This window comes from Halomonas tibetensis (assembly GCF_042643535.1).
Taxonomy (GTDB): domain Bacteria; phylum Pseudomonadota; class Gammaproteobacteria; order Pseudomonadales; family Halomonadaceae; genus Halomonas; species Halomonas tibetensis.
The window spans coordinates 136328-151331 of the sequence record NZ_JBHRSQ010000012.1 but is presented as its reverse complement, the minus strand read 5'-3'; the positions used below and the strand labels follow the sequence as shown (position 1 = coordinate 151331).

The window sequence follows — 15004 nt, the reverse complement described above, 5'->3', positions numbered from 1 at the left end:
GACCCGGGATCGCCGAGCCGCGTCGAGAAGGGATCAGCGGGCTGTCAGGATCTGCAGTCGACTGCCAACACGTTCGGCGCGGTCGGAGAGCTCCCCGACCCAGTCGATGATCTTGTAGAAGAAGATCACGTCCACCGGTGGCAGCTCGCTCTCCAGCGCGAACAGGCGGCGACGGATATCCACCTGCTGGCCATCTGCCTGGTGTTCAAGGACGTGCAGCTGGCGGATCAGGCGCTGCATCACATCCGAGACGTTTCGGCCGAAGCCGGACTCAAGCAGAGTCTCAAGCTCTTCCATGGCCTCCCGGGACTGGGCCACGCAGGCCACCGCCGTCCGGATATAGTCGCGCATGGGGTCGGCCAGAGGCTCGGGCATCCGCATCTTGCGACCGAGCATGATGCCGGTGATGTCGCGTACCTTGTTGGCCATCTTGTCCTGGACGCTGATCAGGTCTAACAGGTCGGTACGGGAGACCGGCAGGAACAGGGTATTGGGCAGGTTGAGGCGCAGCTCGGTCTTGAGCTCATCGGCCTCGTGCTCCAGGCGGGTGATGGACTCGCGAATCCGGGCTGCCTCTTCCCACTCCTCGGCCAGGGAAGCCTCGAAGAAGGGCAGCAGCAGGTCGGCACACTCGTTGGCCTTGACGATATGCGTCAGCAGCGGCTGGAATGGCGATCGACCGAACATGGCGGAAAACGGGTTGGGGGTAACCATTGGCGTCATATGCACTTGGGAAATGGCGGCAACAGTATAGTGTTCATGCCCGGCCCCGTCATGAAAATATCATCTAAACGTAACCAAACCGAGGTGGCAATCCGATGAGTCAGGAGATAGAGCTGAAACTAGCGCTCGGCCAGGAAGGTCCGAAGGCGCTGCGCTGCCACCCGCTGCTGGCGGCACAGCCGGCCCAGGCGTCCCACCTCGGCAATACCTATTTCGATACCCCCGAAGGGGCGCTGGAACGGGCGCGGATGGCGCTGCGGCTGCGTCGGGTCAACGGCCGCGTGCTGCAGACGGTGAAGACTCGCGGCGAAGGCGGCGGTGGGCTCTCGACACGCGGCGAGTGGGAATGGGAGGTATCCGGCTCGGGACTCGACCTCGAGGGCCTGAAAGGGTTGCCGCCGGCAGCGCTGGGTCAGGACGTGCTGGAACGGCTAGTTCCTCGCTTCACCACCGATTTTCATCGCGAGACCCGCATGATCGATCATGCCGGAGCGCGCATCGAGGTGGCCCTGGACGAAGGGGAGATCCTTGCCGACAACCGGCGAGTGGCGATTCGCGAACTGGAGCTAGAACTCAAGGCCGGTGAACCCGAGGCGCTCTGGTCCCTCGCCGAGACACTGGCCGAGTCGTTGCCTCTGCGCCCCGCAGATACCAGCAAAGCCGCCCGAGGCAGCGCCCTGCTGGCCGACGCCTGGCAGTTGCCCAAGGGGGGAACGCCCAGCGCCTGGCTGCATCGTGCCATAGTGGCCCTGGACGCCCTGGCCGATACCGGCGATGAGACCTGGCGCCGCGAGGCCGGCAAGGCCCTGCAGCAACTGGCCGAAGCGAGCGGCGGCGACACCGCCAAAGCGGCATCCGGGCTGGCCGCGCTGCTCTCGAACTCGGCCTGGCTGACGCCGGCGTTCAGCCTGGCCATGGTGCGCCTCGCCCGCCGGCTGCCCGCCGACCGCGACCTCGCCTGACTCCCTCCCCTCGATCCGGCCCAAGGAAATGTGCCATGACTCACGAATTCCAACCCGGCGGTGAGGGCCTGCGCACCCGTGCCTTCCAGATCATCTTCGAGTCGAACACGGGCCCCGCCAGGGGCTTCGATATCGTACTGATCGTGATGATACTGGCCAGCGTGCTGGTGGTAATGCTCGACAGCGTGGATAGCTATGCGGCCCGCTGGGGCGACCTCTTCTTCTGGCTGGAGTGGGGCTTCACCATCGCCTTCACCCTGGAGCTGGCGGTGCGCCTCTACTGCCTGGAACGCCCCCTCGACTACCTGAAGAGCTTCTACGGCGTGGTCGATGTGATCGCCGTCATGCCCACCTGGCTGGCGCTGATCATCCCTGGTGCCCAGGCCCTGCTGATCGTGCGTGTACTCAGGGTGCTGCGGATCTTCCGCATCCTGCGGATGATGCAGTTCGTCGGCGAAGGACGACTGTTGATGGAATCGCTGCGACGCGCCTTGCATCCGATCTTCCTGTTCCTGATTACCGTGCTCTTCCTGGTGACGATCTTCGCTTCGCTGATCTACCTGATCGAGCCCGCCGAGGCCGGCTTCACCAGCATCCCTCAGGCGATCTACTGGGCCATCGTCACCCTGACCACAGTGGGCTACGGCGACATCGTTCCGGTCACCCCGCTGGGCCAGGGGCTCTCGGTCATGGTGATGCTCACCGGCTATTCGATCATCGTGGTGCCCACCGGGGTGTTTTCGGCGGAAGTGATCCGTTCGGTCCGTCAGGAGCAGTACTCCGATCAGGCATGCCCGGGCTGCGGCCACGACCAGCATGACCGAACCGCGAAGTACTGTCTCAAATGCGGCACCTGGCTCGACGAGGAGACGCCTGATCCGCACCTCTCCGAGGAGGAACAAGAGGCCTGGTGGCAAGCCCGTGAGGGCAAGGGGGGCGACACGGTCGACAAGAACGACAGGAAACAGGAATCTCCGCCGGGCTGAGCCGGCAGCGCCATCGTGCCGGCGAGGGCACCTACTCCCGGAATGGCTCGACGTCGCCGCGCCCTTCGCGAAGGATCGTCGGCGGCAGCTCACGCAGATCCACCACGCTGGTGGGCTCCAGATGGCAGGCACCGCCGTCGATGACCAGGTCGAGTTGAGACCCGAAGCGGTCACGGATCTCCTCGGCATCGGTCATCGGCAGCTCCTCACCCACCGGGATCAGCGTCACGCTCATCAGCGGCTCGCCCAGCGCGTCAAGCAGCGCATGGGTGATGGCATGATCCGGCACCCGCACCCCGATAGAGCGGCGTTTGGGGTGCAGCAGCAGCCGCGGCACCTCGGTGGTAGCACTGAGGATGAAGGTATAGGCACCCGGCGTGTGGGCCTTGAGCAGCCGGAACACGGCGTTATCCACCTTGGCGTAGGTGCCAATCTCCGAGAGATCGGAACAGACCAGGGTGAAGTTGTGCTTGTCGTCCAGCGAACGCAGCCGCTTGATCTTCTCGACGGCCTTCTTGTCGCCGAGGTGGCAGCCTAGCGCATAGCCCGAGTCGGTGGGATAGGCCACCACCCCGCCCGAACGGATAATCTGAATCGACTGGTCGATCAGTCGTTTCTGGGGATTGTCGGGATGAATCTGGAAAAACTGGCTCATGGTCAAGCTCCCTGTGAAATGGCCATGCGAATCATGAAGTGTTTACTGGTGCGCCGAAGCAAGCGGCAAGCCTGGGGTGAGTCCACACCGGCGGCGTGGCGGTTCGCGGCACCGGGCTCATGCTGCCAGGTGCCAAGTGGCCGCCGGGAAAGTGAAAATCGCTGCCCAGCGAGGCGTAGAGCTCCCGCTCCTGGAGTTGGCGAGCCAGATCGCGGGTGGCATCGGCGTTCTGGAAACCGCTGACCAGTTCGGCGGCTTGACCTCCCGCCTCGCGGAAATCGTCCAGCAGCAGGCCGCGCTTGCGCCTTGTGAGACCGTGGCGCAGAGGATGGGCCAGCACCGCCACTCCACCCGCCGCGACAATCCAGGACACCGCCTCGGCAATCTGCGGCCAGAGGGACTTCACATCGCCGGCCTTGCCATCACCCAGATGCTTCTTGAAGGCGATGCCGACATCGGGCACCAGCCCCGCGGCAACCAGCGCCCGGGCGAAGTCGGGCCGACCCAGTGGTCGCTCGCTGCCGGCCTGCTCCCGGGCTCTTGCCAGGGCATCGGCCAGGCCGATCTTCTCCAACCGCTCGGCGATCTTGAGCGCACGTCGCTCCCTGGCCTGTGCCTGGGCCACCAGCCCCTCGACCAGGGGACCACGAGCACCTTCCGGCAGCAGCCCCACCACGTGAATGTTGTGGCCTCGCCACTGGGTGGAAAGTTCGGTGCCCGCCATCAGAACAATGCCCTGAAGCGCCGCCGCGGCGGTCGCTTCAGGCACCCCGGCCAGGGTATCGTGGTCGGTCAGCGCCATATGGGTAAGACCCCGCTCACGACACAGCGCCACCAGCGCCTCGGGCGACAGTGCGCCATCCGAAGCGGTGGAGTGCATGTGCAGATCGATGGACAGCGGTTCGGGGTCGCCTTCGAAACGGGCGGGAAGTCGGGGCATTGGCATGACGCCGGCTAGGGACTTTGTCAAAATGGCTTTCCATGGTGCGCGCCCGGCCGTTGACGGTCAATCACGAGCGCACCCTGCGGCGTCAGCCGCCCAATCCGAGGAAATCACTCTAATGCTCTACGCCATCATCAGCGAAGATGTGAACAACAGCCTGGAACGCCGCCTGGCCGCTCGACCAGACCACCTGTCGCGCCTGGAGACCCTGCGTGACGAAGGCCGCCTTGTGCTTGTCGGCCCCCATCCGGCCATCGACAGCGAAGATCCGGGAGAGGCCGGCTTCACCGGCAGCCTGGTGGTCGCCGAATTCGAGAACCTGAAGGAGGCCCAGGCCTGGGCCGACGCCGACCCCTACATGATCGCAGGGGTCTACGAAAGGGTAACGGTGAAACCGTTCAAGAAGGTCCTGCCCTGACCCTGTCGCGTCACGACACCTTGCCCACAGGCAGGTTTTGCACAGGCAGGTTCTGCACAGAGACTGTGGATAACGCTGTTGAAACGCCGCGGACGCTTTGCCCCAGCCGGCATAGGGCGGCGCCGCGGCGCCGCTGATCAGATAATGACCAGCCCTTCCCATGCCCAGCCCCACCGATGGAGCTACCGTGACCGCCACCCCCGATGGCATGCCCCCCCTCGCCGCCATGGAGACCGCCCGCCTCGACTGGCAGCGCGATGACACCGGAGAGGAGGCCCCCCGCTCCGCAGACTTCGACGATGTCTACTTCTCGCGCCACGATGGTCGCGCAGAGACCTCGCATGTCTTTCTGGGCGGCAACCGGCTGCCAGAACGCTTCGCCAGTTGGCGAGGAATGCGTCCCTTCGTGGTCGGCGAGACCGGATTCGGTACCGGGCTCAACATGCTGTGCGCCTGGGCATGCTTTGACGCCCATGCGGCAGCAGAGGCGCGGCTGCACCTGGTCTCCACCGAAAAGTTTCCGTTATGCCGCGAGGATCTGGCCCGGGCGCTGGCGATCTGGCCCGACCTGGCCCGCCACACAGAGGCGCTCTTGGCCCAGTGGCCCGAGCCGGTGGCGGGGGTGCATCGACTGCACCTCGACCCGCGAGTCACCCTGGACCTGCACTTCGGCGATGCGGTCGAACGCCTGGCGCTCCTCGACGGGCGGGTCGATGCGTGGTTCCTGGACGGTTTTGCCCCGTCGAAGAACCCGGAGATGTGGCAGCCCGAGCTGTTCGAAGCCATGGCCGCTCGCTCGCGCCCCGGCGCCACCTTCGCTACTTTCACCTGTGCCGGGGTAGTCAAGAGAGGACTCAAGGCGGCGGGCTTCGCCTGGCGCAAGGTGCCGGGCTTCGGCCGCAAGCGCGAGATGCTGGTCGGGGAGATCACCGCACCGCCCGAGGATGCGCGACGGAGTAGCACGCCCTGGTTTACCCCGCCCCCGGCACGACCATCGCACCGGGTGGCGGTGATCGGTGCCGGCATCGCCGGCACCAGTGTGGCCGCCGCCCTGGCCGAGCGTGGCGTGGCGGTGACGCTGTTCGACCGTAAGGGCCCCGGGGCCGGTGGTTCCGGCAACGCCCAGGGGGCGCTATACGTCAAACTTGCCGCGGAGACCAACTACCAGAGCCGTGTCTATCTTGCCGGCTTGCTCCACAGCCGTCGCTGGCTTTCGCGCCTCGACCCAGGGCAGACGCTATGGTCGCCCTGTGGCGTGCTGCAATTGGCGCTCAGCGAGAAGGAGCATGCGCGCCAGGCGCGTTTCCTGGAACGACAACCGCTGCCGTCAGGCGTGGTGGAGGGGGCGAGCGCCGAACAGGCCACCGAACGCGCCGGCGTCGGGACGTGGGCTCCCGCCCTGGACTACCCCCAGGCCGGCTGGGTGCGGCCGGATGCCCTCTGCCGGCGGCTGGCCGAGACGCCCGGCATTCTCTTTCGTCAGGCCGAGGTGATCCGCCTGACGGCCGAATCCGACGGCTGGCGCCTGGTGGCCCGCGACGGCACGACGCTCGACGTCGATCAGGTGGTGATCGCCACGGCGACGCTGGCCAACCGCTTCCATCAGACCAGCGCCCTGCCCCTGCAGCCGGTGCGGGGCCAGGTCAGTCGAGTGCGCCTTCCGCCAGACGCTCCGGGTCTCGGCCGGGTCGTCTGCGCCGGCGGCTATGTGCCGCCGCCACTAGACGGCTGGCTTACCTTCGGGGCCACCTTCTTGCCCAACGACGCCGACAGTGGGGTTCGCGAGAGTGACCACCTTGCCAACCTGGCCGAGCTCGAGCGCACCCTGCCCGCCTATGTGGCCGCCCTGAACGAAGCGGGCGCCGACCTCACGCCGGCTAACCTCGAGGGGCGCGCCGGCGTGCGGGCGGCAAGCCCGGATAAATCACCCTATGCCGGCCCGGTGCCCGATGCCGAGGCGTGGCAAGAGGCCTACGCCGAGCTGACCAAAGACGCGACGCGCATTCCCGGCACCCCCGGCCGCCACCATACCGGGCTCTGGATCAGCGCCGCCCACGGTTCCCGGGGCCTGGCCAGTGCGCCGCTCTGCGCGGAGCTGCTGGCCTCGCGGATCTGCGACGAACCGCTGCCCCTGGAGCAGCCGCTGGTGGACCACCTGCATCCAGGGCGACGGCTGATCCGCGACCTCATACAAGGGAAACATGAATCAGCAGCAGCGAGAGGCGCCGAAAACCGCGCATAGCCAGAGTCCTCTGCCCTAGCCTTCCTCGTCGTCGGCCAGGTCGCGCCCGAAGGCGCGCCACTGGGCAAGGGTCATCACCTCGGTGGTCTCGGTCTGAAGGTCGTGAGCGATGATCAGCTCGCTGCGCTCGAGCTGGCCCTTGACCTCGACGACCCAGCCACCCATGCCATCGCCGGTATCGGTGGTGTCGTAGCCCTCACGGGTGACGAAGGCCTCCAGCAGGGCATCCAGGGTCTCTCCCGGCAGCATGCGGTATGGGACCTCCAGGAAACGTCCGCTCATGTCGCGCCCTCCGCGTCGTCACGCTTCATATCTCTCGGCTCCCCATTACCCTGCTCCCCATTACCCTGCTCCCCGTCACTCGCATTGAGACCATCCTCTTTTACATCACTCTCTCCGGCTTCCCAAGTGGCCAACTGGTCGAGGAAGGCCGCCTCGTCGAGCACCGGTACGCCCAGCTGCATGGCTTTCTCCAGCTTGCTGCCGGCAGCCTCGCCGGCGACCAGGCCGGCGGTCTTCTTTGACACGCTGCCGGCGACCTTGGCGCCAAGCGCCTGCAGGCGAGCCTTGCCCTGGTCGCGGGTCATGCCCTCCAGGGTGCCGGTGAGCACCCAGGTCTGGCCAACCAAGGGCTGTGGCTGCTCAACGACGGCTTCCTCTTCCCAGCTCAGGCCACAGGCGATCAGCTCGTCGATGGTCTCGCGGTTATGGGGCTGACGAAAGAAGGTATGCACATGGGCGGCGACAACGGGACCCACTTCCTCTACCGCCTCGAGAGCGGTCAACTCGGCGCTCATCAGTGCCTCCAAAGTACCAAAGTGGCTAGCCAGGTTAGCCGCCGTGGCCTCGCCCACCTCGCGGATTCCAAGGGCATAAATAAAGCGCGCCAGGGTCGTGGCCTTGGCCTTCGACAGCGCCGCTACCAGGTTCTCTGAGGACTTCTTCCCCATGCGCGGCAGTTCGGCCAGCCGCTCGGCCTCCAGGCGAAACAGATCCGCCGGCGTAGTGACCCAGTCGTGCTCGATAAGCGCCTCGATCAGCTTCTCGCCGAGGCCATCGATGTCCAGCGCGCGGCGCGAGGCGAAGTGTTTGAGCGCCTCCTTGCGCTGGGCGGGGCAGTAGAGCCCGCCGGAACAGCGCGCCACGACTTCGTCTTCCAGACGCTCGATCTCGGCACCACACACCGGGCAACGCTCAGGAAAGACGATCTTCCGGGCGTCTGAGGGGCGTAGCTCCTCCATCACCCGCACCACCTTGGGAATCACATCACCGGCGCGGCGTATGGCCACCGTGTCACCGATCATGACACCGAGCCGACGGATTTCGTCGGCATTGTGCAGGGTGGCATTGGAGACGGTGACGCCGGCTACCGACACAGGTTCTAGGCGAGCCACCGGGGTGATGGCACCGGTACGGCCCACCTGAAACTCCACGTCGTTGAGCCGCGTGGTCTGTTCCTGGGCGGGAAACTTGAAGGCGATCGCCCAGCGCGGCGCCCTGGCCACGAAGCCCAGCTCACGCTGCAGGCGCAGGTTGTTGACCTTGATTACCGCACCGTCGATGTCATAACCCAAACCATCGCGCTTCTCGCCCAGGCGCCGACAGTAGTCGACTACACCAGCCGTTCCCTTGACCACCGCGAGCTCCTTGCTGGTACGAAAGCCGAAGTCGCCGAGGTGCGCCATCAATGCGCTGTGGGTAGCGTCACCCAACGGGGGCTCGATTCGCGCCACCTGGTAGGCACTGAACGATAGGGGGCGGGTAGCGGTGACCCTCGGGTCGAGCTGGCGAAGGCTACCGGCGGCAGCGTTTCGCGGGTTGGCGAAGACCTTGGCCTCATCGTCCCGGGCCCGCTCGTTCATCGCCTCGAAGCTGGCGTGGTCAATGGTCACCTCGCCGCGGACCTCGAGTAGGGCCGGGGGAGCCTCGCCGCGCAATCGCAACGGCACCGAGCGCAGGGTGCGCAGGTTAGAGGTAATACCCTCGCCGGTGCGGCCATCGCCGCGGGTAGCACCGCTGATCAGCACGCCCGTCTCATAGACCAGCGACACGGCGGCGCCATCGAGTTTGGGTTCGCAGCAGAAGGCGATCTCTTCGCCTTCCACCTCGAGCCGCTCGGCCACCCGGGTAACAAAAGCAGCCAGCTCATCCTCACTGAAGGCGTTGTCTAGCGACAGCATCGGCACGGCGTGCTCGACCTCGGGGAAGCCTGCATCCGGCGGCGCCCCGACCCTCTGAGTGGGCGAGTCCGGCGTCACCAGCTCAGGATGCGCGGTCTCGATTTCCTGAAGACGGCGAAGGCGACGGTCATAATCGGCGTCGGTGAGGCTCGGGTCATCAAGCACGTAGTAGCGATGGTTGGCATCGTCGAGCTCGGCTCGCAGGCGCATCACCTCGTCGAGGAGCGGCTGATCGGCGTTGGTCATGGATAGCTGTGTCTCGATCATTGACAGGGCCTTGAAGCGGATCGCTCAAGGCCGAAAGCACGCTAGGCAGCAAGCTTACCAAAACAACACCCCCCGGTGGGATGCCGGGGGGTGTTGACTTGCTGCCTGGCGCCTGGCGCTAGTTCACCTGGTAGCGGTGCAGGCGATGGCGGCGAACGAACTCCTGCACCCGCTGCCGGGCAAACTCCACGGTCTGGGCGGTCATCACGCTGTGATTCTCGTCTTTCAGTTCACCACCCAGGTGGCGCACGATCACCATGGCGGTCTCCACCATGGCCTCAAAGGCCGCGGAGGGGTCGTCGGCGCCAGGTAGCGGCATCAGCAGAGTGATACCGGGGGTGCGGAACTCGTCCATGGCCGCGATGGGAAAGTTACCGGGCTTCACCACGTTGACCATGGAGAACTGCAGGCGACTCTCCGAGTCTTCGGTTTCGAAGCGGTGGAACACCTTCATATCGCGATCATAGCGGAGGCCACAGGCCATCATCAGATCAAGCAGCGCGGCGCCGGAAAAGCCCTCGTCATCGCGGGACATCACGCTGATAACGATGAGTTCGCTGGCGGCACCCAGAGTCTCACGGGCGTGTTCGGCGCTGACATCGTGGCGCAGGGCTTTCTCCAACACCGGGTGCGCGCGAACCTTGTCACTGTTAAGCGCGGGCTCCAGCTCTTGATCCAGGTCTTGATCCAGCTCTTGATCCAGATCGGGCTCTGCTTCGTAGGCATCATCCGTATACGACGCATCGAGCTCGGCGTCTGCCGACTCGGAGGACCGATCGAGCTTTCGGGCGCTGGGCGACGCGAACGACTGGCCCTCCTGCCGACGGCTTTCATTTTCCTGGGCTGCCTGCTCCGCCAGAGCCTGCTCACGAGCCAGGCGTTGATGCTCTGCATCCAGGGCTGCCTTCTCGGCCTTCTCCTTTTCGCGGCGCACCTTCTCGAGACGCTTGTGCTCACGGCGCTCAGCCAACGTCTTCTGCAGTGAGGCACCAAAACGCTGGACGGAAGCTCCCATCCTCCTGGAACCATTCTTGAAGGAGTCACCCATGCCTTCCAGATCCACCAGGCGATAATGCTCATCGTCATGAGTGTGGCTATCATGATCGTCTGGGTGGGCTACCAATGGTTCGTCGGCGGCAGCCGCCCGGGTAGACTCCTCGTCCAGCGCGGAGAGGCTGGGCTCGCGGCGCTCGTGTGTCTCCTGCACGGTCTCATTCTGAGCGGGCTTGGTCTGAGCGGGCTTGGTCTGAGCGGACCTCGTTTGAACGGGCCTGGTCTCAACTTGACCGGCATCAACAGAATCGGAACACTCGTAATCGGACTGAATTGGGTCGGCGGACGTCGAGTCGACGGACTCGTGGAAAGTTGTCTTCGTTGATGCCGCACCTCGGACAGGCGACGAGTTGCCGGTCGGATCATGACCAGCCGCACTGCGTTCTTTCAAAGGCTCAGGATCGCTGGGAGTGACGAACTCGCGAACGGGTTCACGCTTCATCGCACTGGCCTCGACGGAGGCACTACCTACGGCGCCTTCGGCAGCTTTAACCCCACCAGCAGACCCCGCGTTATCGGCTCGAGACATTTCTGCCTGACGGCGGAAACCTGCCAACACGCGAGAAGGGCCAGGATGCTCTTGGCGCTCCAGCTTGGGCTTGGGTTGCACACGGCTATAATCCGCAGGCTTTAGCACCCGAGCCCCTCCGTTGGGCAGCTCCCAGTTGATCTCGGCCTCGCGGGCCAATTCGTCGGGGTCGGTACTCCGGGTATCCTCCTTCACCTCATCGAGGCGAGGAACATGCCGCTGGCGCTGAAGGCGACGCACCCCATCCACCACGATGAGGGTCACCAGCGCCAACCCCAGGATGATTAGCCACTCTCTAAGTTCCATGGGTCGTCAGCCTTTCGCTTAGGCGCCATGCCTGATGGTTGTCCGTCAACAGCATAGCGCGATTGCCAAAAAAGGGGCCACTTTTTTTGTTTGTCAACCCTCGGGGATTTCTTGCCCCGAGTCGATGACACCCCGCGCAATCGCCCTTCGATGATCCCCTCGCATCCGTGCAATGCAGCATTATCACTCTCCTTGTTACCCCTTTTATCACTCGGCTTCAAGCCCATCAGGCTTCCGCCAGGGCCGCAGCCTCCTCGACATCCACAGAAACCAGGCGCGATACCCCCGGCTCCTGCATGGTAACCCCCATCAGTCGATCACCGGCTTCCATGGCGATCTTGTTGTGGGTGATATAGATAAACTGAACGCTTTCCGACATCTCTTTCACCAGCTTTGCATAGCGGCCTACATTGGCGTCATCCAGCGGCGCATCCACCTCGTCCAGCATGCAGAAGGGTGCCGGGTTGAGCTGGAAGATAGCGAACACCAGCGACAGAGCCGTCAGCGCCTTTTCACCGCCGGAAAGCAGGTGAATGGTGCTGTTCTTCTTGCCCGGTGGCCGGGCCATGATGGCCACTCCCGTCTCCAGTAAATCCTCGCCGGTCAGGGTCAACCATGCGGTTCCACCGCCGAAGATGCGCGGAAAAAGTGCCTGCAGGCCGGCATTGACCCGCTCGAAGGTATCCCGGAAACGGGCTCGTGTTTCCTGGTCGATCCGACGAATTGCCCGATCGAGGGTCTCCAGAGCCTCGCTGAGCTCGGCGTGCTGAGCCTGCAGATAATCGCGGCGCTCGGCCTGCTGGTCGTACTCCTCGATGGCCGCCAGGTTGATGGCCCCGAGCCGGCGGATGCGCTCACCGAGCTCTTCCTGGCGGGACTGCCAGGCGGACTCCGTGGCGTTGGGGTCGAGCTGTTCGGCCAACGGGCGCTCCTCGAGACCCAGTTCGCGAAGCTGCACGGCCTGGGTCTCGGCCTTTAGCTGCAGCGCCTGAACCTGCATCCGCGCCTCCTGAAGGCGTTCGCGAATGCCTTCCAGGCTGCGCTCGTGGCCCTGGCGCGACTGCTCGTCCTCACGCAGCCGCTCCACCAGCTCGGCGGAACGAGCGCGCACCGCGTTGAGCGCGCGCTCTTCTCGCTCACGACGGTCGAGCAGCTCATCGAGGCGCTCGCGACGCTCCTCCTGGGGCTCACGCAGCAGCTCTCGTTCCTCCTGGAGCTCCTCGAGCCGCCCCTGGAGACGCTCACGGGACTCGCCGGCGCGACCCTGCTGCTCCGCCAGACCGGTGCGTTCGGCGGCCAGGCGCTCCTGCTCCAGGGCCAGGCGCTGCAGCTGCTCGGCCTGGGGACGCTGGCGGGCCCGCAGCGAGGCGAGCCGCTCGCGGGCGGCCTGGCGCTTGCGCTCGAGACGCTCACGACGCTCGGTGCCCTCCTCCAGCTTCGCCATGGCCTGCTGCCAGAGGTCGCGGGCCTCTTCGATCCCCAGCCGGGCCTCTTCCCGCGCCTCGCCGAGACCGGCCAGCTCCTCGGCCAGCTCGGCGGCCCGCTCCTCGAGGTGCTCAAGCCGGCTGGCAAGACCGCTGTGCTGCACTGCCAGCTGCTGGCGGCGCTGGTCCAGGTCGCGCTCCTCGAGGCGACACGCCTCCAGGTCCCGCTCGGCCCGTTCGGCCCGCTCAATCTGCTCGGCCAGGCCCTGCTCCTGCTCGACAAGACGCGACTCCACCGCCGCGAAGGCCTCCTCCGCCTCGGCCTGGCGACGGCGGCTGACCAGCAGGGCATCGGGGCCATCGCTCTGACCGCGGTGACGCACCCAGCCCGGCCCCAACCACAGACCATCCGGCGTGATCAAGCTCGCGCCCGGCGCCAGGGTGCCGCGCTCGGCCCAGGCCGTCTCGCGACTCTCGACGCAGCGGATGCCGGCCAGCCAATGGCCGGCGGCTCCGGCGCCCTGAACGCGACTGCCAAGGCTTTCGGCAGGCGCCTGGACGTCGCACGCCTCGATTAGCCCCAGCTCTGCAGGTGGGACGACCGGAACGGAGCGCTCCAGGGCAGATTTCGCCGGAGAGAACAGCCGTGCACGCAGCCAGGACGCCAGTACCCAGGAGACGGCGGCTTCCCAACCGGGGTCGACCTCCAGACGCTCACCGAGGCGAGGGGCGTCCGCAAGCCCAAGCCCAGTCAGGTGATCTTCCAGCGCCTCGTCGTGGTCGGCCAGCCCGGCCTGGATCAGCGCTTCCAGGGAGGCGAGCTCGCCCTGCAGCTCGCTGCGCCGCTGACGCTCCACCTCGCGGGCAGCCTCGCTCTCACGGGCCGCCTCCCGGGCCTCGTCCCGGGCCTGCTGCAACGCCTCGCGACGGGCCTCCAGGGACTCCCGCTGGAGATCCAACTCGTCCAGCCGCTCCTTCAGCTCGGTACGCTGTCCGACGAGGCCGGCAATGTCGGGCAGCTCCGCCTGCTGCTGCCGGCGGCGCTGTTCGTCGGCGCCAAGACGCTCCAGACGCGACTCCTGGTCGCGCAAACGATCCTGCCCTCGCTCGGCCTCCCGGCTTGTCTCACGCCACTGCTCGCTGAAGGCCTCCCAGTCGGCATCGGCCTCCTCCACTTCGGGCTCGGCTTCCTCGAGCGCCGCCTCGAGTTCCTCCAACTGCTCGGCCAGTTCCTCGTGTTCTGGCGTGAGTGTCTCAAGACGCTCGTCCAGGCGCGCCAGCCGCTCGCCGTCATCTTCACCCAGGCGAGAAAGCTCCTGTAGATCGCGGTGTGCGGCCTCGAGGTCACGGGCCAGCTGAGTATCGCGGGCGCGGGCATGTTCGAGATCCTGCTCCAGACGGGCGATGGTGGTGGTGGTCTCGAAAAAGCGTGACTGTTCGACGTCGAGCTCGGAGGCCAGACGGTCGTGGTCTGCCCGGGCTTCCTCGAGGCGGGTCTCGCACTGCCGCAGGCCCAACACCTCGCGCTCCACGGCGGTCTCGAGCTCCCCGACGCGGCTCTCCTCTTCGCTTTGCCTGGCGCGCAGGGCAAGGGCGCGCAGCAGTGCCAGCTCACCCTTGACCCGGTGCTCCTCGTTCTTGAGGGTCTGGTAGCGGCGCGCCGCCTCGGCCTGGCGCCTGAGGCGCTCGAGCTGCTTGTCGAGTTCCTCGCGAATATCCTCCAAGCGGTCGAGGTTTTCCTGGGTGCGCCGCATGCGACTCTCGGTCTCGCGGCGGCGCTCCTTGTACTTGGAGATACCGGCGGCTTCCTCCAGAGTGGCGCGCAGCTCCTCTGGGCGCGCCTCGATCAGCCGCGAGATCATGCCCTGACCGATGATGGCGTAGGAGCGCGGCCCGAGACCCGTACCGAGGAAGAGATCACCAATGTCGCGGCGGCGACATTTCTGGCCGTTGAAAAAATAGGAGGATTGGGCGTCCCGGGTCACCACTCGCTTGACGGCGATCTCTGCGTACTGGGCGTAAACGCCGCCCATGGTGCCGTCGCGGTTGTCGAATAGCAGCTCGATGGCAGCCTGTCCCACCGGTTTGCGGCCGGTGGAGCCATTGAAGATGACGTCTGTCATCGACTCCCCGCGCAGAGTCTTGGCCGACGACTCGCCCATGACCCAGCGCACCGCATCGATAATGTTGGACTTGCCGCAGCCGTTAGGCCCCACAATAGCGGTCATGTTGCCATCGAAGGGCACGGTGACCGGGTCGACGAAGGATTTGAAGCCGACCAGGCGTATGGACTTGAGACGCATTGGCGCTTAAACG

The 15004-nt window shown here is 65.7% G+C and carries 11 protein-coding genes; 4 read left to right on the top strand and 7 right to left on the bottom strand.

The genetic code is table 11. The features are described from left to right. Positions 1–33: 33 nt before the first annotated feature. Positions 34–714 (bottom strand): TIGR00153 family protein, encoded by a 681-nt coding sequence (locus tag ACFODV_RS09825; RefSeq protein WP_379758341.1) that lies wholly within the window; start codon positions 712–714, stop codon positions 34–36. A gap of 104 nt (positions 715–818) precedes the next feature. On the opposite strand from ACFODV_RS09825, the gene ACFODV_RS09820 reads away from it, so the two are divergent. Both ACFODV_RS09820 and ACFODV_RS09815 read left to right on the top strand, forming a co-directional pair. Further along, positions 819–1685: a CYTH domain-containing protein gene (locus ACFODV_RS09820; protein ID WP_379758338.1), complete on the top strand. Its 867-nt coding sequence runs from the start codon at positions 819–821 to the stop codon at positions 1683–1685. 35 nt (positions 1686–1720) lie between these two features. After that, a complete protein-coding gene (locus ACFODV_RS09815; RefSeq protein WP_379758335.1) occupies positions 1721–2671 on the top strand; it encodes an ion transporter in 951 nt (316 codons plus the stop codon). A 31-nt stretch (positions 2672–2702) separates the two neighbouring features. Here ACFODV_RS09815 and ACFODV_RS09810 read toward each other — a convergent pair whose 3' ends face one another. Together ACFODV_RS09810 and ACFODV_RS09805 are read right to left on the bottom strand one after the other, a co-directional pair. Beyond that, a complete protein-coding gene (locus ACFODV_RS09810; RefSeq protein WP_379758332.1) occupies positions 2703–3326 on the bottom strand; it encodes an L-threonylcarbamoyladenylate synthase in 624 nt (207 codons plus the stop codon). A 31-nt stretch (positions 3327–3357) separates the two neighbouring features. Continuing rightward, the gene (locus ACFODV_RS09805; protein WP_379758707.1) at positions 3358–4272 is read right to left on the bottom strand and encodes a PHP domain-containing protein; all 915 of its coding nucleotides are present in this window, start codon (positions 4270–4272) and stop codon (positions 3358–3360) included. A gap of 115 nt (positions 4273–4387) precedes the next feature. On the opposite strand from ACFODV_RS09805, the gene ACFODV_RS09800 reads away from it, so the two are divergent. Next, positions 4388–4687 carry a YciI family protein gene (locus tag ACFODV_RS09800; RefSeq protein WP_379758329.1) on the top strand — a complete coding sequence of 100 codons (300 nt, stop codon included), beginning with the start codon at positions 4388–4390 and terminating at the stop codon, positions 4685–4687. Positions 4688–4874: 187 nt separating this feature from the next. Further along, positions 4875–6929, top strand: a complete 2055-nt coding sequence (gene mnmC, locus ACFODV_RS09795) for a bifunctional tRNA (5-methylaminomethyl-2-thiouridine)(34)-methyltransferase MnmD/FAD-dependent 5-carboxymethylaminomethyl-2-thiouridine(34) oxidoreductase MnmC (RefSeq protein ID WP_379758326.1) — start codon at positions 4875–4877, stop codon at positions 6927–6929. Between the two features lie 15 nt (positions 6930–6944). Here mnmC and ACFODV_RS09790 read toward each other — a convergent pair whose 3' ends face one another. The 4 genes from ACFODV_RS09790 to smc form a co-directional block, all read right to left on the bottom strand. Beyond that, positions 6945–7211 (bottom strand): YheU family protein, encoded by a 267-nt coding sequence (locus ACFODV_RS09790; protein ID WP_379758323.1) that lies wholly within the window; start codon positions 7209–7211, stop codon positions 6945–6947. Further along, positions 7208–9355, bottom strand: coding sequence for an NAD-dependent DNA ligase LigA (gene ligA / locus ACFODV_RS09785; RefSeq protein WP_379758320.1), 2148 nt, complete (start codon positions 9353–9355; stop codon positions 7208–7210). Before ligA ends, ACFODV_RS09790 begins: the two co-directional genes overlap by 4 nt. Positions 9356–9494: 139 nt before the next feature. Beyond that, complete coding sequence (gene zipA / locus ACFODV_RS16800) at positions 9495–10583, bottom strand: cell division protein ZipA (protein ID WP_449271893.1); 1089 nt, start codon at positions 10581–10583, stop codon at positions 9495–9497. A gap of 907 nt (positions 10584–11490) precedes the next feature. Then, positions 11491–14991 carry a chromosome segregation protein SMC gene (gene smc / locus ACFODV_RS09775; RefSeq protein WP_379758314.1) on the bottom strand — a complete coding sequence of 1167 codons (3501 nt, stop codon included), beginning with the start codon at positions 14989–14991 and terminating at the stop codon, positions 11491–11493. Between the last annotated feature and the right edge of the window lie 13 nt (positions 14992–15004).

Bases quoted from the DNA above. Each gene is read 5' to 3' on its own strand.
- smc (WP_379758314.1), bottom strand. From the start codon at position 14,991: ATGCGTCTCAAGTCCATACGCCTGGTCGGCTTCAAATCCTTCGTCGAC.
- ligA (WP_379758320.1), bottom strand. From the start codon at position 9,355: ATGACCAACGCCGATCAGCCGCTCCTCGACGAGGTGATGCGCCTGCGA.
- ACFODV_RS09790 (WP_379758323.1), bottom strand. From the start codon at position 7,211: ATGAGCGGACGTTTCCTGGAGGTCCCATACCGCATGCTGCCGGGAGAG.
- ACFODV_RS09815 (WP_379758335.1), top strand. From the start codon at position 1,721: ATGACTCACGAATTCCAACCCGGCGGTGAGGGCCTGCGCACCCGTGCC.
- ACFODV_RS09825 (WP_379758341.1), bottom strand. From the start codon at position 714: ATGGTTACCCCCAACCCGTTTTCCGCCATGTTCGGTCGATCGCCATTC.
- ACFODV_RS09800 (WP_379758329.1), top strand. From the start codon at position 4,388: ATGCTCTACGCCATCATCAGCGAAGATGTGAACAACAGCCTGGAACGC.
- ACFODV_RS09805 (WP_379758707.1), bottom strand. From the start codon at position 4,272: ATGCCAATGCCCCGACTTCCCGCCCGTTTCGAAGGCGACCCCGAACCG.
- ACFODV_RS09820 (WP_379758338.1), top strand. From the start codon at position 819: ATGAGTCAGGAGATAGAGCTGAAACTAGCGCTCGGCCAGGAAGGTCCG.
- ACFODV_RS09810 (WP_379758332.1), bottom strand. From the start codon at position 3,326: ATGAGCCAGTTTTTCCAGATTCATCCCGACAATCCCCAGAAACGACTG.